18 protein-coding genes are annotated in these 18,053 nt (G+C 70.9%); 9 read left to right on the plus strand and 9 right to left on the minus strand.

Annotated elements, in window-relative coordinates; genetic code table 11:
- The first annotated feature begins 74 nt into the window (after positions 1-74).
- Complete coding sequence (locus tag DEJ51_RS21245) at positions 75-404, plus strand: nuclear transport factor 2 family protein (protein WP_150258993.1); 330 nt, start codon at positions 75-77, stop codon at positions 402-404.
- A gap of 97 nt (positions 405-501) precedes the next feature.
- Positions 502-1,128: a hypothetical protein gene (locus tag DEJ51_RS21250; RefSeq protein WP_150258994.1), complete on the plus strand. Its 627-nt coding sequence runs from the start codon at positions 502-504 to the stop codon at positions 1,126-1,128.
- Positions 1,129-1,276: 148 nt separating this feature from the next.
- Here the strand turns inward: DEJ51_RS21250 and DEJ51_RS21255 are convergent, their stop codons facing one another.
- The 3 genes from DEJ51_RS21255 to DEJ51_RS21265 all read right to left on the minus strand — a co-directional run bounded on the left by DEJ51_RS21255 (position 1,277) and on the right by DEJ51_RS21265 (position 3,904).
- On the minus strand, positions 1,277-2,563 hold the full coding sequence (locus DEJ51_RS21255; protein ID WP_223835912.1) for an extracellular solute-binding protein: 1,287 nt from the start codon (positions 2,561-2,563) through the stop codon (positions 1,277-1,279).
- A gap of 295 nt (positions 2,564-2,858) precedes the next feature.
- Complete coding sequence (locus DEJ51_RS21260; RefSeq protein ID WP_150258995.1) at positions 2,859-3,476, minus strand: SMI1/KNR4 family protein; 618 nt, start codon at positions 3,474-3,476, stop codon at positions 2,859-2,861.
- A gap of 59 nt (positions 3,477-3,535) precedes the next feature.
- Positions 3,536-3,904: a DUF192 domain-containing protein gene (locus tag DEJ51_RS21265; protein ID WP_150258997.1), complete on the minus strand. Its 369-nt coding sequence runs from the start codon at positions 3,902-3,904 to the stop codon at positions 3,536-3,538.
- 210 nt (positions 3,905-4,114) lie between these two features.
- Between DEJ51_RS21265 and DEJ51_RS21270 the strand changes: the two genes are divergently transcribed.
- Positions 4,115-4,855, plus strand: coding sequence for a prepilin peptidase (locus DEJ51_RS21270; protein WP_150258998.1), 741 nt, complete (start codon positions 4,115-4,117; stop codon positions 4,853-4,855).
- Positions 4,856-4,997: 142 nt separating this feature from the next.
- Here DEJ51_RS21270 and mgrA read toward each other — a convergent pair whose 3' ends face one another.
- A complete protein-coding gene (gene mgrA / locus DEJ51_RS21275; RefSeq protein WP_150258999.1) occupies positions 4,998-6,035 on the minus strand; it encodes an L-glyceraldehyde 3-phosphate reductase in 1,038 nt (345 codons plus the stop codon).
- Positions 6,036-6,164: 129 nt separating this feature from the next.
- On the opposite strand from mgrA, the gene DEJ51_RS21280 reads away from it, so the two are divergent.
- From DEJ51_RS21280 to DEJ51_RS21300, 5 genes are all read left to right on the plus strand, one after another.
- Positions 6,165-6,926, plus strand: a complete 762-nt coding sequence (locus tag DEJ51_RS21280) for an isoprenyl transferase (protein WP_150259000.1) — start codon at positions 6,165-6,167, stop codon at positions 6,924-6,926.
- 303 nt (positions 6,927-7,229) lie between these two features.
- Positions 7,230-8,546 (plus strand): PhoH family protein, encoded by a 1,317-nt coding sequence (locus tag DEJ51_RS21285; RefSeq protein WP_150259002.1) that lies wholly within the window; start codon positions 7,230-7,232, stop codon positions 8,544-8,546.
- A gap of 414 nt (positions 8,547-8,960) precedes the next feature.
- Positions 8,961-9,665 carry a transglycosylase SLT domain-containing protein gene (locus DEJ51_RS21290; protein WP_150259003.1) on the plus strand — a complete coding sequence of 235 codons (705 nt, stop codon included), beginning with the start codon at positions 8,961-8,963 and terminating at the stop codon, positions 9,663-9,665.
- Positions 9,666-9,791: 126 nt separating this feature from the next.
- Positions 9,792-11,195 (plus strand): AI-2E family transporter, encoded by a 1,404-nt coding sequence (locus DEJ51_RS21295; protein WP_150259004.1) that lies wholly within the window; start codon positions 9,792-9,794, stop codon positions 11,193-11,195.
- Between the two features lie 102 nt (positions 11,196-11,297).
- Positions 11,298-11,999, plus strand: a complete 702-nt coding sequence (locus DEJ51_RS21300; protein WP_150259005.1) for a hypothetical protein — start codon at positions 11,298-11,300, stop codon at positions 11,997-11,999.
- Between the two features lie 61 nt (positions 12,000-12,060).
- On the opposite strand, the gene DEJ51_RS21305 is transcribed toward DEJ51_RS21300, so the two are convergent.
- Positions 12,061-12,597, minus strand: coding sequence for an alkyl hydroperoxide reductase (locus DEJ51_RS21305; RefSeq protein WP_150259007.1), 537 nt, complete (start codon positions 12,595-12,597; stop codon positions 12,061-12,063).
- 3 nt (positions 12,598-12,600) lie between these two features.
- The gene (locus DEJ51_RS21310) at positions 12,601-13,155 is read right to left on the minus strand and encodes a peroxiredoxin (protein WP_150259008.1); all 555 of its coding nucleotides are present in this window, start codon (positions 13,153-13,155) and stop codon (positions 12,601-12,603) included.
- Positions 13,156-13,290: 135 nt separating this feature from the next.
- Here DEJ51_RS21310 and DEJ51_RS21315 point away from each other — a divergent pair, with 135 nt between their 5' ends.
- Positions 13,291-14,238, plus strand: coding sequence for a hydrogen peroxide-inducible genes activator (locus tag DEJ51_RS21315; RefSeq protein WP_150259009.1), 948 nt, complete (start codon positions 13,291-13,293; stop codon positions 14,236-14,238).
- A gap of 112 nt (positions 14,239-14,350) precedes the next feature.
- Here the strand turns inward: DEJ51_RS21315 and DEJ51_RS21320 are convergent, their stop codons facing one another.
- The 3 genes from DEJ51_RS21320 to DEJ51_RS21330 are packed head-to-tail and all read right to left on the minus strand — an operon-like array spanning position 14,351 to position 17,927.
- Positions 14,351-16,720, minus strand: coding sequence for an ABC transporter permease (locus tag DEJ51_RS21320; RefSeq protein ID WP_150259011.1), 2,370 nt, complete (start codon positions 16,718-16,720; stop codon positions 14,351-14,353).
- Positions 16,717-17,406: an ABC transporter ATP-binding protein gene (locus DEJ51_RS21325; protein ID WP_150259012.1), complete on the minus strand. Its 690-nt coding sequence runs from the start codon at positions 17,404-17,406 to the stop codon at positions 16,717-16,719. Before DEJ51_RS21325 ends, DEJ51_RS21320 begins: the two co-directional genes overlap by 4 nt.
- Entirely contained in the window at positions 17,403-17,927 is a 525-nt protein-coding gene (locus DEJ51_RS21330; protein ID WP_150259013.1) for a PadR family transcriptional regulator, read from the minus strand. The genes DEJ51_RS21325 and DEJ51_RS21330 overlap by 4 nt, the downstream gene beginning before the upstream one ends.
- Positions 17,928-18,053 lie beyond the last annotated feature (126 nt).

Consider the following 18,053-nt stretch of genomic DNA (forward strand, 5'->3'; position numbering starts at 1 on the left):
GTCGACGACGCGGGCCCGCCCGCGTTGTTCCCTGGTCGGGCACGGACGAACGTACGCCCGACCAGGAGGCTCCTGTGGCCATCGCCCCCGCCAGACTGTCCGACCCGGTGGTCGGCGCCCTCGTCGCCGCCGTCAACGCGCACGACAAGGACGCCTTCCTCGCGGTCCTGACCGCCGACGCGACCATGTCCGACGACGGCTCCGACCGCGATCTGCACGACTGGATCGACCGGGAGATCTTCGACTCCGGCGGCCACATGGACGTCCAGTCCGAGTCCGACGGCGGCCACACCCTGCTCGTCAACTACCGCAACGACACCTGGGGCGAGATGCGCACCACCTGGCGCTTCGTCATCGCCCCCGGCGGCGGCCGGATCAGCCGCTTCGAGACCGGTCAGGCCTGAGTGGACACCCCGCCGGACCGGCCGCGCGGGTCTCCCGTACGGGTGAAAGCGCGACCGGCGTCGTTCCGGCCCGCCGCGGGGTCCCGTTGGTCCGGTCATGAAGCGCACCCGGATCGCCGCTCTCGCCCTCGCCACCGCCTCCGCGGCCCTCGCGCCCCTCCTGGGCCAGGCCGCCACCGCCGCGGAGGGAACGGCGTACCTCCAGGACCCCGCAGGCGGCGAGAAGACCATGAAGTCGATGTGGACCAAGGACGAGATGCACAAGCTGGAGGCACAGTTCCGCTTCCACCCCGGGGTCCAGTACAGGACGGTCACCCGCCCCGGCCCCTCGGGCGCGCCGGACTACGAGCGCCGGGTCCCCGACCCCAAGACCCTGGCGTGGCTGCCCGGGTACGAGTTCGCCTGGTCGGTGTCGGACTCGACGCTGGTGAAGAAGGCGGTGACGGTGAAGGAGGGGGAACACCCGATCGTCGTGCACGCCGTGCTGCGCGATGCGGACCGGGCCAAGCTCGCGGAAGTGCGCAAGGAGCTGACCGGGAAGCCACCGACCGGGCGGGAGAAGGTCGCGGGTGACCGGCGGATCGCGTGCGACACCGGGGAGTACACGGTGGAGTGGTCGGTCACGCGCTCGGGCTACGGAACGCTGGGCGGGACGCTGCGCTGGAACTCCAGCTGCGAGCAGTACCGGACGGCGTTCGCCGCGGACCACGGGCAGCAGCGCTGAGGGTCCGGGTGGAGGCCGGCCGCCCCGTGCACCTTGTGGGTGCCCGTCGGGCGACTGGGCCGAGGCCTTGGATCAAGTGCCGTAGTGGCCATGGTGCCGCACGGGGTGGTCTGCGGCATGGGTGGAAGGTCCCGTGTCGGGGAACTTCTCAGTGCTTCTTGGCGGCCTGGGCGGCCTGACCGGCGATGTCCTCCAGCACGGCCTTCGGGCTGCCGGCCGGATCCACGGCACGCCCGATGTTGCGCTTGATGGTGTCGCTGACGGTCAGCCAGGACGGGTCGTCGACCGGGTAGAGCTGGGCGCCGCGCAGGGCGTTCAGGAACTGCGTGTCGTTCTTGTCCAGGCCGCCCCCGGCCGGGGTGCGCGAGGCGGTGACGGTGGACGGCAGCAGGTGGTAGCGGCCGGCGAAGTCCGACAGGTTCTTGTCCTGGTAGATGAACTCCAGGAACTTGCCGATCTCCGTGCGCTTCCCGTTCTGCTTGAAGGCCATCATCCAGTCGGCGACACCGACGGTGGGCGGCTGCACCCCGGTGCCGAGGTTGTCCGAGACGGGCATGGACGTGGTCGAGACGCCGATGCCCTTGGTGCGCGCCTCGTGGGCGAGCGAGGGATAGCCGTTGACCATGCCGACCTCCCCGCGCAGGAAGGCGGCGAAGGCGTCGGCGCGGTTCAGCTGGGACGGCGGGGTCGGGCCGGTGAGTCCGGGACCGACCATCTCCCGCTTGACCCAGTCCCAGGTCGCGATGTTCTGCTCCGAGGCCAGGCTGTAGTTGCCGGCGCTGTCGGCATAGCCGCCGCCGTTGCTCAGCTCCCAGATCAGCGCCTCGGCGTGCGCCTCCTCCGGGCCGAGGGGCAGGGCGTACGGGTACTTCACGCCCTTGTCCTTGAGCGCCTTGGCATCGTTCCTGAGATCGGCCCAGGTCTTCGGGGGCTCCTTGATGCCGGCCTTGGCGAAGAGCGCCTCGTTGTAGAAGAGGAGACGGCTGCTCGCCACGAAGGGCAGGCCGTAGAGACTGTTGTCGACGGAGCCCGCGTCGGCGAGCGGCTGGAGGAAATTCGCCTCCGCGGTGACCGAGAGGAGTTCGTCCGCGGGATACAGCTTCCCCTGGGCCGCGAAGTCGGAGTAGGAACCCATCAGGGCCACGTCCGGCGCCTGGCCGGCCTTGACCATACGGGAGACCTCGCGGTCGATGTCGGCCCACGGCAGGAGTTTGACGTCCAGCTTGATTCCGGGGTTCGCCTCGTTGAAATCGGTCGCCATCTTCTCCCAGTAGGGCTTGGAACTGGTGGCCGGACTGTCGCCGTATTCCGCGGCGACCAGGTGCAGCGTGACGTCGTCACCTGCACCGTCTCCGGACCCACCACATCCGGCCAGCGGTATCAGCAGCCCGAGCGCGGCCGTGGTGGCGGTCGCGCCGGAAATTCTACGTCGCACGGGTGTATTCCCCTGATTTTCTTTTGGATCCCGTTATTACTTATGAGTTGCTCCAGGCGGAGGTGTCCCTCGATGGCCCGTTGGCCGGAATTCTCTCCTGAGGGAGGGGTGGTTGATTCCATGGGGGGTCCACTTGTGGTCAATGCTCCAAGCGGCGCTTTTCTTTATCGTGTTTTCCGATATGTGATCCGAATAGTGGACGCGCGTAGACATGCCGAAAAGCCCGTTCCGGTCCCGGAACGGGCTCTGCGGGCTCTGCGGGCCCTGGGGGTGCTACGTGCGCCGCGGGTGCGGGCTAGTCGGCGAACTCGCCCGCGTACGGGTCGGGCTCGCCCGTCTCCGGGTTGCGGCCTTCCTGCCAGCGCCGCTGGGCCTTGCGCCAGTGCACGAAGCTGAGGTGTCCGCCGTCCCAGAAGGTGATGCTGACGGGGCTCACGTCGAACTCGTCGGAGCACAGCCGGTAGAGGAACTCCGCCATGCCGTAGGGGTGGACCGCGAAGGCGTCGGCGGTGTGCCGCCCGCAGACCAGGACGGGCCACCGGTCCGGGTCGGGGTCGGTGGTGAGCCAGCACAGGATGTCCGACCCGCCGGTGACGCCCCAGGCGATGATCGACTCGGGGTCCACGTCGAAGGCGGAACGGCCGCCCTCGGCCTCCCAGGCCTGGCGGGCGTTGTCGGTCTCCTCGGCCATCCCGGCGGGGTCCCACTGGAGTCCGGGCTTGGGCAGCGGCAGCAGGATGCTGGCCTCGCCGTTGATGGAGCCCGCGCCGAAGCGGCCCATGAAGGCGACGAAATCGGCCGGGAAGCGGGTCCCCCAGACGGCCTCCACCGCCGGCCAGTCGATGTCCTCGTCGGCGCCGTGCGTCGCCGGCATGATCTGCTCCAGCGCCTTGATCCGCGCGTTCTCCGTCATGCCGCTCCCCTGCTGCCCCAGCTCAACCGCCCCAACCTACTGCCAGAGGGGGATCTCGCCTAGCCGTGGCCGAGACGCCCGGGTGCGTCCACCGTGACGAGGGTTCCGGCCCGCAGGCCCCAGCCCGCCATGGCACCGGCCGCCGACTCCAGGACGTGCCGGGAGCGCAGCCGCGGCAGCCCGAGCCGGCCCGGTGCCATGGTGACCACGGCGAGCACGCGCAGGCCGCGGTCGAGGTACGCCACGTCGATCGCGAACCGCATCCGGAAGGTGTGCACGCTCGCGGCGGGGGTCAGCAGCATCGCGCCGTCGATCCCGTCCCGCCCGAGCAGCCCGCGGGTCCGCGCCCCGTACGAGGCGGCGACCTCCAGCGGGATGCGGTGCGTGCCGGTGTGCAGTGTGCCGGGGCCGTCCTGCCAGTTCGCCATGCCGGCGAGCCTAAGCCGTCCCTTCCGGATCCTGCCGGGCCCGCGACGCCCGGCGCCGCACCCGGCCGCGTTGCCGGCCGCCCGGGTACGTCCAGGACGCGGGCGCCCCTCCGCCTTGCCGGGCACGGCACCGGACCGCAAACGCCGGGCGGGCGGGAGAGACTGCCCGAAGCCCCGCGCGGCGGGGCGCGTCGGCGCTACCGTCGCCGCATGGGTGCCGCCTTGATCGTTCTCGCCGCCGGCTACGGCGCCACCGCGGGCTGGCTGCTGCCGCGTGCCGCGTACCGGTTCTCCGTCGAGCCGGGGGATCCCTGGCGCACCCGGTGCCCCCGGGGGCACCGGGTGCGGGGCTGGCTCGGACCGGCCCGCTGCCCCGCTCCCGCGGCCGCGGGAACGGCCCCGCACCCCTACGGGCGCCGCGCCGCCCCCCTCGCCGCCCTCGTCGGGGCGTTCTGCGCCCTGCTCGCGGCCGCCGTCGGGGCGCGGCCCGAGGCGGTGGCCTACGTCGGGCTCGCCCCGGTGGTCGTGCTGCTCGCCCTCGTCGACCGGGCCGTGCACCGGCTGCCCGACGTACTGACCCTGCCTCTCGCGGCGGGGGCGGCGGCCCTGCTCGGGGTGGCCGCCCCGCTGCCCCGCGCCGGAGGCGACTGGCGGCTCGCGCTGCTGGGCGGCGGGGCGCTGGGAGCGGCGTACCTGCTGCTCCATCTGATCAACCCCGCCGGCATGGGCTTCGGCGACGTCAAGCTGGCGCTCTCGCTGGGGGTCGCTCTTGGGTGGTACGGGTGGGGGGTATGGTCCGCGGGCGCCTTCCTGGGCCTGGTCTACGGGGCCCTGTACGGGGCGATCCTGCTGCTGCGGGGCCCCGACGAGCGGAATCGGCACTTCGCGTTCGGCCCCTTCATGGCGGCCGGAGCGCTCACCGGAGTGCTGCTGGGTGGTTTCGGAGCGTAATCATCGTGCGCCGATGCACGCAGGATGCTTTACGAAGGGTTATGGTGGAACCCCCCCCTCGGGCCGGTCCGTATCCCCCCCACGGACCGGCCCGTTTTTTGTTTTCCGGCTCCTCGACCGTGCTGCGCGGTAAAAGCGCAGGTCAGCCGCGCTGGGCCCAGATGTTGGTGCCGGGGGTGGAGACGGCGAGGGAGTCGATCTCCTTCAACTCCTCCTCTCCCAGCGGCGCGGACGCCAGCGCGGCCACGTTCTCCTCCAGCTGCGGCACGCTCGAAGCGCCGATCAGAGCCGACGTCATCCGGTCGTCGCGGAGCACCCACTTGAGCGCCAGCTGGGCGAGGGACTGCCCGCGGCGGGCCGCGATCTCCTTCAGGCCCGTCAGCCGGCGCAGCACCTCGTCCGAGAGCAGGTCCGGGTTCAGGGACTTGCCCTGCGCGGCGCGCGAGTCCGCCGGGATGCCCTTGAGGTACTTGCCGGTGAGCATGCCCTGCGCGAGCGGCGCGAAGGAGATGCAGCCCATGCCGGCGTCCTCCAGGGTGTCCAGCAGCCCGTCCTCCTCCGTCCAGCGGTTGATCATGGAGTAGGAGGGCTGGTGGATGAGGGGGCGCACGCCCATCTCGCGCAGGATCCGCACGGCCTCGGCCGTCTGCTCGGCCGTGTAGGAGGAGACGCCGACGTAGAGCGCCTTGCCCTGCCGGACCGCGGACGCGAGGGCGCCCATGGTCTCCTCCAGCGGGGTCTCCGGGTCGAAGCGGTGCGAGTAGAAGATGTCGACGTAGTCCACGCCCATCCGCTTCAGGGAGGCGTCGAGCGAGCTGAGCAGGTACTTGCGGCTGCCCCACTCGCCGTACGGCCCGGGGTGCATCAGGTAGCCGGCCTTGGTCGACAGGATCAGCTCGTCGCGGTAGGACGCGAAGTCCTGCGAAAAGATCTTGCCGAAGTTGAGCTCGGCCGAGCCGGGCGGCGGGCCGTAGTTGTTCGCCAGGTCGAAGTGGGTGATGCCGAGGTCGAAGGCACGGCGCAGGATCGCCCGCTGGGACTCCAGGGACCTGTCGTCGCCGAAGTTGTGCCAGAGGCCGAGGGAGATGGCGGGGAGCTTGAGGCCGCTGTGGCCGGTGCGCCGGTACTCCATGGAGTCGTAGCGCGAGGGCTCTGCCCGATAGGGATTGGTATCAGTCACGTTGTCCTCCCTATCACGGAGTTGTGACAGACCGAGTTGGGTACCCGATCCCAGCGCGCAGTAATGTGGCGGACTCGGGGGAGGGACCGCATTTCGCACGGGGGCAAGGCACGGAGGGGCTGGAAGATCGTGAAGCTGCGCGACCTGGTGTACAGGCTTTATGCACGCCGGGTGGAAGGCCGCCTCGACCATGATGCGGCGCCCAAGCACATCGGCGTCATCCTGGACGGAAACCGCCGCTGGGCGAAGGCGTCCGGAGGGACGACGGAGCAGGGCCACCAGGCCGGCGCCGACAAGATCTCCGAGATGCTGGGCTGGTGCACCGAGACGGACGTCGAGGTCGTCACCCTGTGGATGCTCTCCACGGACAACCTGGACCGGCCCGAGGTCGAGCTCCGCCCGCTGCTCAACATCATCGAGAACACCGTGCGGGGCCTCGCGGCGGACGGCCGCTGGCGCGTCCACCACGTCGGCAACCTCGACATCCTGCCCACCCGGACGCAGACCGTGCTCAAGGAGGCCGAGCAGGCCACCCACGACGTCGACGGGATACTCGTCAACGTCGCCGTCGGCTACGGCGGCCGCCAGGAGATCGCCGACGCGGTCCGCTCGCTGCTGCTGGAACACGCGCGCAAGGGCACTTCCTTCGAGGAGCTCGCCGAGATCCTCGACATCGACCACATCGCCGAGCACCTCTACACGCGCGGCCAGCCGGACCCGGACCTCGTCATCCGCACCAGCGGCGAGCAGCGGCTGTCCGGATTCATGCTGTGGCAGAGCGCGCACAGCGAGTACTACTTCTGCGAGGTCTTCTGGCCCGCCTTCCGCAAGGTCGACTTCCTGCGGGCCCTGCGCGACTACGCGGCACGTCACCGGCGCTACGGCACCTGACGCCCCCTGAGCCCCGTCACCCCCTCCCCTCGAAGCCTTCACCAGGGATTCACCGAGCGTCCGTCATATGCCATGGCATGGCCTGGCTTGTTCGGGGAATATCCCTTTCAGGTCGATGCCCGATCCACGGGTGTCGAATCTCAGCGGACGGCATGGGGTCGTCCGCCCGGGAGGCCCTTTGCACCAGGACGCACGTGCGGTTCGCACGGACGGAGTGGAGGGCCGGAAATCGGCCCTGGCATGGGTGCCGATGACCGGTCCGGTCTTCATGGCCCGACCTCTTCCGAGGGGGTACGTCCTTCCGTGGTGACCAGCACAAAGAGCCGCCTGCAAGACAGGCGGACCTACGTCCTCGACACCAGCGTCCTGCTGGCAGACCCCAACGCGATCTCCCGCTTCGACGAGCACGAGGTCGTGCTCCCGATCGTGGTGATCACCGAGCTGGAGGCAAAGAGGCACCATCCCGAACTCGGCTACTTCGCGCGCCAGGCCCTGCGCCTGCTCGACGACTTCCGGGTTCGCAACGGTCGCCTGGACGCCCCCATCCCGCTGGGCGATCTGGGCGGCACCCTGCGCGTCGAGCTCAACCACTCCGACACGAGCGTCCTGCCCGCCGGCTTCAGGTTGGGGGACAACGACTCGCGGATCCTCGCGGTCGCCCGCAACCTCCAGGCCGAGGGCTACGACGTCACGGTGGTCTCGAAGGATCTCCCGCTGCGCATCAAGGCCTCCTCCGTGGGGCTGATCGCCGAGGAGTACCGCGCCGAGCTCGCGATCACCGACGCCGGCTGGACGGGCATGAGCGAGATCGCCCTCTCCGGGGAACAGGTGGACCTCCTCTACTCGGAGGACCGCCTCTACGTGCCGGAAGCCGCGGAACTGCCCGTGCACACCGGACTGGTCCTGCAGTCCGAGCGCGGCAAGGCCCTCGGCCGGGTCACGGCCGACGGCAACGTGAAGCTCGTACGCGGCGACCGCGAGGCCTTCGGGCTGCACGGCCGCAGCGCCGAGCAGCGCATCGCCCTCGACCTCCTCCTCGACCCCGAGATCGGGATCATCTCGATGGGCGGCCGGGCCGGCACCGGAAAGTCGGCGCTGGCGCTCTGCGCGGGCCTGGAAGCGGTGCTGGAGCGCAGGCAGCACCAGAAGGTGATGGTCTTCCGGCCGCTGTACGCGGTGGGCGGCCAGGACCTCGGCTACCTGCCCGGGGACGCCAGCGAGAAGATGAGCCCCTGGGCGCAGGCGGTCTTCGACACCCTCTCGGCGGTCGCCGGACGCGAGGTCATCGAGGAGGTGCTGAACCGCGGGATGCTGGAGGTCCTGCCGCTCACGCACATCCGCGGCCGCTCGCTGCACGACGCCTTCGTGATCGTGGACGAGGCCCAGTCGCTGGAGCGCAACGTCCTGCTGACCGTTCTGTCCCGAATTGGCGCCAATTCGCGGGTCGTTCTGACCCATGACGTGGCCCAGCGGGACAACCTCAGGGTCGGCCGGTACGACGGAGTGGTCGCCGTGGTCGAGAAGTTGAAGGGGCATCCGCTCTTCGCCCACATCACGCTGACGCGTTCGGAGCGCTCCCCGATCGCCGCGCTGGTCACCGAGATGCTGGAGAACCTCTGACGGTCGAATCGGTCAAAAACCCCATAGCGGGAAGGTGAGTTGGCGCCGCCCGGCAAAGGCACGAGAGCCTAGCCGGGCGGCGCCGTGCTGCACAGGTCTTTTCGCGAATCGGTGGCGACATGCCAGGTGTGACCTTTCACACGCAACGGAGAATTGCCTTGCGGTGCGGCGTTCCGGCAGAGTCTGGTTTCCGTCAGGCCCCGCATACGGCACACCTGTATCTCCCGTGAGGTACGCGCAGCACCACAACTCCACATCCGATCGCCGTATGCCGCCCGGAGTTTCACGCGGCAGCCTCCGCAAGGGGGTTGCCCACGGGCCCGCGCCTCCAGTGACCGTAGAACCACGGAGGCCAGAGTCGAGGGCACTTTTGCGCCCGCGCGGTCACTGCGGATGCTGCTGGAAGGACACCGTGTGAGCCGGATCTCGGTCCGGGGGTTCGCAGTGGCTTCGGCCACCGCGGTCACCACCGTCGGCGCAGTCGTAGGCGTTGCCACCGGCGACCCCACGAACGATCTCGAGACGACCGCGTCCGGCGCGACTCTCCTCGCCGAAATCCCGGTCGGCGACCAGGCAGAGGTCCAGACCGCGTCCCTGACGCAGCAGGCCGACGCCATCGCCCACGCCGCGGACGCCGACAACAAGCGTTCCGTCGAGGAGGCCGCGCGCGTCCAGGCCGCCGAGGACGCCAAGGCCAAGAAGGCGGAGGCCGAGAAGGAGAAGGCCGAGGCCGAGGCCAAGCAGAAGAAGGAACGCGAGGAGAAGGAGCAGGTCGCCAGCCGCTCCGCCGCCCGCGACGCCGGGGACTTCGCCCCGCAGAGCTCCTACACGGTCGCGCAGGTCAAGGCCATCGCCCAGCAGATGGTCCCGGCCGGCCAGTTCCAGTGCTTCTCGAACATCATCAACCAGGAATCCACCTGGAACTACAAGGCCGTCAACTCGTCCTCGGGCGCCTACGGTCTGGTCCAGGCCCTCCCGGGCTCGAAGATGGCCTCGGCCGGCGCCGACTGGCGCACCAACCCCGCCACGCAGATCAAGTGGGGCCTGAACTACATGGAAGACCGCTACGGCAGCCCCTGCAGCGCGTGGAGCTTCCACCAGGCCAACGGCTGGTACTAGGCGGCCCGCGCCGCCCGGGCGCCGCACAACCCCGGGGAGCCCCGCACCGTCCTACGGTGCGGGGCTCCTCGCGTGTACGGTCTTCGAGGTGAGCCCGTAGACCGGGGGCGGGGGAAGGAAAGCGACATGGCGAAGAGGGAAGGCTGGCTCGGCCGGCTCGGGAACAAGCTGAACCGGATGGAGGCGCGGCTCAACGAGCGGCGCGCCGAGGTCGAAGCCGAGACGAGCGGAGACCTGCCGCTCTCCGGCGGGCCCGGGCGGGCACCGGATGCGGGGGCCGCCGGGGCGCCCGCATCCGCGGCGGTCGCGACCGTTCCCGCGCCGCCCTCCTACCCGCCCGTGGTCCCGGCGCCCCACCTCACGGCCCCGGCCGTGCCCGTGCGCCCCGACCCGGCGAGCGTCGTCCCCTGGGGGATGCGCGTCGCCGCCGAGGCCAGCTGGCGGCTGCTGCTGCTCGCCGGGATGCTCTGGGTGCTGATGAAGGTGATCAGCGAAGTCCGGCTGGTCGTCCTCGCCTTCGCCGCCGCCATGCTGGTCACCGCGATGCTCCAGCCCTTCGTGGTCCGGCTGCGCAGACTGGGACTGCCGCGCGGTCTGGCCACGGCCGTCACGGCGATCCTCGGCTTCGTGGTCATCGGCCTCGTCGGCTGGTTCGTGGTCTGGCAGGTCATGGAGAACCTCGACGACCTCTCCGACCGGGTCCGCGACGGCATCAACGAGCTCAAGCTCTGGGCACTGGACAGTCCGTTCCACGTGACCGAGAAGCAGATCAACGACATCGCGAAGAACCTCAGCGAGACCATCGGCACGAACACCGAGCAGATCACCTCCGCCGGACTGCAGGGCGTCACCGTGCTCGTGGAGGTCCTGACGGGCATCCTGCTCGCGATGTTCTCCACGCTCTTCCTGCTCTACGACGGCAAGCGCATCTGGAACTGGGCGCTGGGCCTGGTCCCGAACGCCGCCCGGGCCGGTGTCGCCGGCGCCGGCCCGCGCGCCTGGCGCACGCTGACCGCGTACGTGCGCGGCACGGTCATCGTCGCCCTCATCGACGCCATCTTCATCGGCCTCGGCATCTACTTCCTGGACGTGCCGATGGCGGTGCCGCTGGCCGTCTTCATCTTCCTGTTCGCCTTCATCCCGCTGGTCGGCGCCGTGGTGTCGGGAGCCCTCGCGGTGGTCGTGGCACTCGTTACCCAGGGCGTGTTCACCGCCCTGATGGTGCTGCTGGTGGTGCTGGCGGTGCAGCAGATCGAGGGCCACGTCCTGCAGCCCTTCATCCTCGGCCGGGCCGTACGGGTCCACCCGCTCGCGGTGGTGCTCTCCGTGGCCGCCGGCGGCATGATCGCGGGCATCGGCGGAGCGGTCGTCGCGGTGCCGCTGGTGGCCGTCACCAACACGGTGGTGGGCTACCTGAAGGCGTACTCGCGCGAGCAGCACCACCCCGCATCGGGAGTGATCGGCCCGGCCCCGCACGGTTCCACGGCCCTGAGCGTGCTTCCCGAGGACGAGGAGCACGACAGGCCCTGACCGCCCCCGTGGAAGGGTGCGTTCCGGCGACCGTGGCTGCGATGATCGAATTCGTTCGCGGGCCGAAGGCGTCGCGGGGGACAGGGACACGGGGGGACACGCATGATCAGCGATCCGGAGCTCGGCGAGGAGTGGAAGACCGAGGCCCTGGAGCCGGACCGTCCGGGGGACCGGCCCGCTCCGGGTGAGCGGGCGGCCGGCGGTCCGGGCCCGCGGCCGTGGCTGTGGGCGCTGGGCGGCGCCCTGGTCGCCTCGGCGGTCTGGGCGGGCGGGCTCTACGCGTACGGGACGGCCCAACCGGAAATCCGGTACCGGGAGTCGGCGAACCTGTGCCAGGACTTCCGGGCCACGGCGCTGAGCGGGATCACCGGGGACATGCACACGAAGAAGCCGCTGAACCTCCAGAGCGACCACCCGGCCGTGTACGCGGCCCGGTGCGGCCTGGAGAACGCCGGGAAGGACGGGGTGGCCACGGACTTCGCGGTGGTGGCCCAGGTCGGCCTGCACAAGAAGACCGATCCCTCGGCCGAGTTCGACGCACCGGACCTCCGTGTCCTCGCCTACACGGGCGACGCGCGCACGGTCGCGGTGCCGGACCTCGGAGAGCGTGCCGAGATGACCGTGACGTCCGGCGAGAGGTGGCTGATCCTCAAGGTGCTGGACGGCGGAGTGGTGTTCACCCTCGAAGCAGGCGCCACCACCTTCGCCGAGACGAACGGCCGCCCCGCCACCGACGTCGACGCGGTCCAGGCGGCGATGATCGAGGACATGCGCGCGCTGATGGCCGCGCTGCGTACGGACTGAAAGCACGGGGCCCCGCGGCCGTTTCCGGTCGCGGGGCCCTGTGGCGTCGTACGGGGTGCCGTTACTCGCCGGCGAGGGCGGCCTCGGCGTCGAGGGTGACGGCGACGGCCTGGATCACCGAGGCGATCTTGAAGGCCTCCTGGACCGTCTCGCGGTCGACACCCGCCTTGCGCAGGACCTGCTCGTGCGAGTCCAGGCACTGACCGCAGCCGTTGACCGCGGAGACCGCGAGCGACCACAGCTCGAAGTCGACCTTCTCCACGCCCGGGTTGCCGATGACGTTCATCCGCAGGCCCGCGCGCAGCGTGCCGTACTCCGGGTCGGAGAGCAGGTGCCGGGTGCGGTAGAAGACGTTGTTCATCGCCATGATCGCGGCGGCGGACTTGGCGGCGGTGTACGCCTCCGGCGAGAGGTTCGCCTTCGCCTCGGGCTCCAGCTCACGCAGGACGATGGCCGAGCGGGAGGCGATCGCGCAGGACAGGACGGTGCCCCACAGCTGCTGCTGCGGGAGGTCGCTGTTGCCGATGACCGAACCGAGGTTCAGCTTCAGGTCCTTGGCGAAGTCCGGTATGGCGGACTTCAGGGAGTCGAGGGACATCCGTCACTCACCGGCCAGCAGGGCGCCGGCGTCGATGGTGGCCTCGCCCTTGTTCCAGTTGCACGGGCACAGCTCGTCGGTCTGCAGGGCGTCGAGGACCCGCAGGACCTCCTTGGGGTTACGGCCCACGGAACCGGCGGTCACCATCGAGAACTGGATCTCGTTGTTCGGGTCCACGATGAAGACGGCGCGCATCGGGAGGCCGTCCTCGCCCAGGATGCCCAGCTCGGCCGACAGCTCGCGCTTGATGTCGGACATCATCGGGAAGGGCAGGTCACGCAGGTCGGCGTGGTCCTTGCGCCAGGCGTGGTGCACGTACTCGGAGTCGAGCGAGAAGCCGAGGACCTGCGCGTCGCGGTCGGCGAACTCCTCGTTCAGCTTGCCGAAGGCGGCGATCTCGGTCGGGCACACGAAGGTGAAGTCCAGCGGCCACGCGAAGACGACCTTCCACTTGCCCTCGTAGGTCTTGTGGTCGATCTGCGCGAACTCGGAACCGGCTTCGAGCGAGACGCAGGCGGTCAGGTCGAAGGCGGGGAACTTGTCACCAACAGTGAGCACGCGCTCTCCTTAGGCAGTGGAAAATAACCCTTTTGGGGGTTTTCCGATGGGGTTGGACGTATCTCACATGCTGACACACCTGCATTGATTACAGAAATAGCTACTCTTGTTCTGGGTGATCGGAGGTACCTATCAGTGGCTGTCAGTAGTAGGGGAGCGAGGCAACCGACGCTCGCGCAGCTGCGCGCCTTCGCGGCGGTCGCCGAGCACCTGCACTTCCGGGACGCCGCCGCTGCCATCGGCATGAGCCAGCCCGCGCTCTCCGGCGCCGTCTCCGCCCTGGAGGAGGCCCTCGGGGTGCAGTTGCTGGAGCGCACCACCCGCAAGGTGCTGCTCTCCCCGGCGGGCGAGCGGATCGCGGCGCGGGCGCAGGTCGTCCTCGACGCCATGGGCGGGCTGCTGGAGGAGGCCGAGGCGGTGCGGGCGCCCTTCACCGGGGTGCTGCGGCTCGGGGTGATCCCCACGGTGGCGCCGTACCTGCTGCCGACCGTGCTCGGGCTGTTCCACCGGCGCTACCCGCGGATGGACCTCCAGGTGCACGAGGAGCAGACCGCCTCGCTGCTGGAGGGCCTCGGCGGCGGGCGCCTGGACCTGCTCCTGCTCGCGGTGCCGCTCGGGGTTCCCGGAGTGAGTGAACTGCCCGTCTTCGACGAGGACTTCGTCTTGCTGGCACCCCGGGAGCATGCGCTGGCAGGCCGCCGGGACATCCCGCTGGAGGAACTGCGCGGCCTGCAGCTGCTGCTGCTCGACGAGGGGCACTGTCTGCGGGACCAAGCCCTCGACATCTGCCGGGAAGCGGGCCGGACGACCGGTGCGGACGTCACGACGACCGCCGCCGGACTGTCCACGCTCGTACAACTGGTCGCCGGGGGACTGGGCGTGACGCTGTTGCCGCGCACCGCGCTGCGGCTGGAGACCGCCCGCAACGAGTACCTGTCCACCGGGTACTTCGCCGAACCCGCGCCCTCCCGGCGGATCGCCCTGGCCATGCGGACCGGGACCGCCCGGCAGGTGGAGTTCGAGGCGATCGCCGCCGCCCTGCGCGAAGCCGTGCGCCCGCTTCCGGTCTGGCCCACCGACTGAGGAGGGCGTCGCCGGGAGCGGGCGCACGGGAACGGCCTACGGGAACGGCCTACGGGAACGGGCGTACGGGTCCGGGACCCGTGGTCAGGGGTCCGGGGTCACGCCGCGGAGGTCACTCCGTGCGCAGGCCGTCCGGGCGCATCAGCCGCAGCAGCGGAGGCAGGCTGAGCAGGGTCACCACGACCACCACGCCTGCGCCGGCCGCCGTCATCCCGAGCACCGACGCCCAGTCGACCCGGATCGGCTGGGCGGCCATGCCCATCAGGACCGCGCCCAGCCCCACGCCGACCCCGGCCGCCAGCACCAGGCCGAGCACGATCGGCACGGCCGTCTGCCACAGCACCGACAGGCTCAGCGTCGAACGCCTGGTACCGAAGGCGACCAGCGAGGAGAGCAGCCGCCGGCGCTCGCGCAGCTGCTCCAGCTGGGAGACGAGCAGGCTCCCGCCGATCAGGACCAGTACGGCGGTGGCGCCGAAGAACAGCCCCGTGCGGATCGAGGAGTAGCCGGCGGCCTGCCTGGTGTCCCGCAGCGTCATCGCCGTGACGAACGGGTCCGCCTTGAAGACGGCGTTGCGCGCCCGGTCCAGGGCGTCCGGACGGGACTCGTCGACCTGGACGTAGATCCGCGCGTTCGGGAAGTCGCCGATCTCCTTCGGCGCCGCCGACGGGGTGACCAGCAGGCCGCCGCGCAGCTGCCCGGTGGGGTCCGGACGGCTGGGGACCGTGCGGGCGGCCGCCGGGACCTGCCACTTCACCGGAGCGGGCCGGTCGGCGCCCTCGGTCTCGTACCCCCTGACGTCGCCGACGAACAGCTCGTCACCGGGCTTCGCCGTGGCCCCGTAGATGCCCGGCGAGCCCTGCGGGAGCGGTTCGGCGGAGCCGGTCAGCACGAAGGCGTCGCCGTCCTCGCAGGAGTCGAGCGTCGCGACCTCGCCGAGCGCGTCGCAGGTGCCGATGGTCAGCTCGACCGTCTCCTCCGTCGCGGGCACCTGGCGGGAGGCCTGCGTGGAGGTGAGCGGAACGGTGCGGGTGACGTCCGGCACGGCGGCGATCCGCTGCGCAATGTCGTCCATGCGCGTCTGCGCCTCGCTGGTCACCATGACCGCGACGGCCGCCCTGGCGGGATCCTGGCCGGTCGACCGGGTGTAGTCGCCCTCGACGCCCGCGAAGAGCATCTGGAGGGCGATGGCACCCGCGACGGCCACGGCGATGCCGTTGACCAGGCGGGCGGCGGCGCCGCTGTTGACCTGGAGACGGCGTACGGCCAGCTGCCAGGAGACCGGACCGCCGGACACCTTCGCGACGAATCGTTCCAGCAGCCAGGGCAGCAGCACGGTGATCCCGACCAGCAGGAGCACCACCCCTCCGCTGACCTGCCACTGGTTGAACCGTCCGTGGTCGTTGCCCCGGCCGCCCAGGGGCACGAGCAGGCCGAGCCCGATCAGCGGGAGCAGCAGCCGCCACCAGACGCGGCGCCGCGTGGGCTTGGCGGTGCGGACGACTCCCAGCGGTTCGATGACCACACCGCGCAGCGCGAACAGGGTGACGGCCACCGCCGCCGCGGGCACCGCGAGGGCGACCAGGACGGCCAGCCAGGGCGCCGGGTCGAGGTCGGCGGGGAAGACGCTGCGCTGCCGGAGGCTGACGCTGCCGACCAGCGAGCGCCCGACGGCGAAGAAGCCGGCCCCCAGCACCAGTCCGACCAGGGAGCCGGCCAGCGCCTCGCCGGCCGCGATCCGGCGGACCGTCCGGCTGTCGGCGCCGACCAGCCGCAGCGCGGCGAGCCGCCGGTCGCGCCGGTCCCCGCCGAAGCGGACCGCGGTGGCGATGAACACGGCGACGGGCATCAGCAGGGCGACGAACGTCAGGACGACCATCAGCATGAGCACGGGGTCCAGGCCCTCGCGGTCCGCGTCGTAGCCGAAGCTGGTGACGCGCTCGACGCGGTAGTCCTCGGGGCCGTTCTTCCGCAGGGTGTCGCTGCCCAGGTAGAAGAGCAGTTCGCCGGGGCCGACCAGCCCCGGGTCGCCGACGATCCCACTGACCCGGGCGTCGAGCCGCTCGCGCAGCAGGGCGCCGTCGGAGGACTTCAGCAACGCGTCGAGCGCCGGGGAGAGCGCCATCTCGCCCGGACCGGGGATCCGGTCCAGACCGGGCGGCAGCGGGGCGTCCGGGCCCTCGGCCCGGACCACGTGCCCCTCGATGTCCTTGTCGCGGTACGTCTGGCCGAGGCGGGCGATCAGCAGCGTGTCGGGGCCGGGCGCGTCGGCCCGGTCGGAGCTCATCGTGGACCGCGCGTCGCCGCGCTCGTACCGCGCGGCGAGGGCGCCGGGGATGGCGGTGCTGATCAGCAGCAGTGCGACGCCGAGACCGACGCCGACGCCGGTGAGCAGGGTGCGGATCCACCCTTCGCGGCCGCCGCCGAAGGCGAAGCGGGCGCCCATGCCGAGGTCGCGGGTCCAGACGCGGAGCCGGCTCATACGATCCGCTCCATGTCGCGGGACTTGCCGTCGCGCACGACGATCTCGCGGTCGGAGTAGGCGGCCACGCGCGTCTCGTGCGTCACGAGGACGACGGCGGCGTTCGCGGACCGGGCGGCTTCCGTGAGCAGCTGCATGACGAGTTCGCCGTTGAGGGAGTCCAGGGCTCCGGTGGGCTCGTCGGCGAAGATCACCCGGGGGCCGGTGACGAGGGCGCGGGCCACGGCCACGCGCTGCCCCTGGCCGCCGGATATCTCGCCGGGCCGCTTGGCGCCGAGGTCCTCCACCTGGAGCTGTTCCATCCAGCGCAGGGCGGTGCGTTCGGCCTCCTTGCGCTTGACACCGGTCAGGCGCAACGGGAGGGCGACGTTCTCCACGCAGGTCAGCTCCGGTACGAGCTGGCCGAACTGGAAGACGAAGCCGAACTCGGTCCGGCGCAGCCTGCTGCGCTCGGCGTCGTTCAGGGCGGTGAGCTCGCGGCCGGCGTAGGTGATGGAGCCGGAGTCCGGCGGGACGATGCCCGCGAGGCAGTGCAGCAGGGTCGACTTGCCCGATCCGGAGGGGCCCATGACGGCGACGACCTCGCCGGCGTGGATGGAGAACTCGGCGCCGTCGAGGGCGTTGGTGGTGCCGTACGCCTTGCGCAGGTCCGTGGCCGCGAGCAGCGAGCCGGCCGGGGTCATCATCGCCGGACCTCCCGTGCGAGCTGGTCGAGGCGGGCCGCGGTGAGCTCCAGCCACCGCAGGTCCGCCTCCAAGTGGAAGAGGGCGTGGTCGCACACGAGCTGGTCGGCGATGTCCCCCTTGCGCTTGCGCTGGGTGAGGATGCGCATGAGGCGCAGGTGCTCGGCGCGCTGGGTGTCCAGCAGCTCGTCGGCGCGGCGGCCCGTGAGCAGGGCGAGGACGACCTTCGTGTAGAGGGTCGAGTGGAGGTAGGGCTCGGGCTTCTCGGGCTGTGAGAGCCAGGCCTCGACGTCGGTGATGCCGGCGTCGGTGATGGCGTACCGCTTGCGGTCGGGGCCGCCGCCGCTCTCTATCCCGTCGACCTCGACGAGGCCGTTCTTCAGGAGGCGGGACATGGTCGAGTAGACCTGCCCGTAGGCGAGGGGGCGGTCGTGGCCGAACTTCTCGTCGAACGTGCGCTTGAGGTCGTAGCCGTGGCGCGGGCCGGCCTCTAGGAGGCCCAGGAGCGTGTGACCGATGGACATGGCCGCGACTCTACACGGTGTGTATACGCGGAGTGTATAGAGGGCGGTCGGGGGTCGGTCGGGGGTCGGTCGGGGGTCGGTCGGAGGCCGGTCGGGGCCGGTCGGGGCCGGTCCCGACCGGGCGCG

The organism is Streptomyces venezuelae (genome assembly GCF_008642275.1).
Lineage (GTDB): Bacteria > Actinomycetota > Actinomycetes > Streptomycetales > Streptomycetaceae > Streptomyces > Streptomyces venezuelae_E.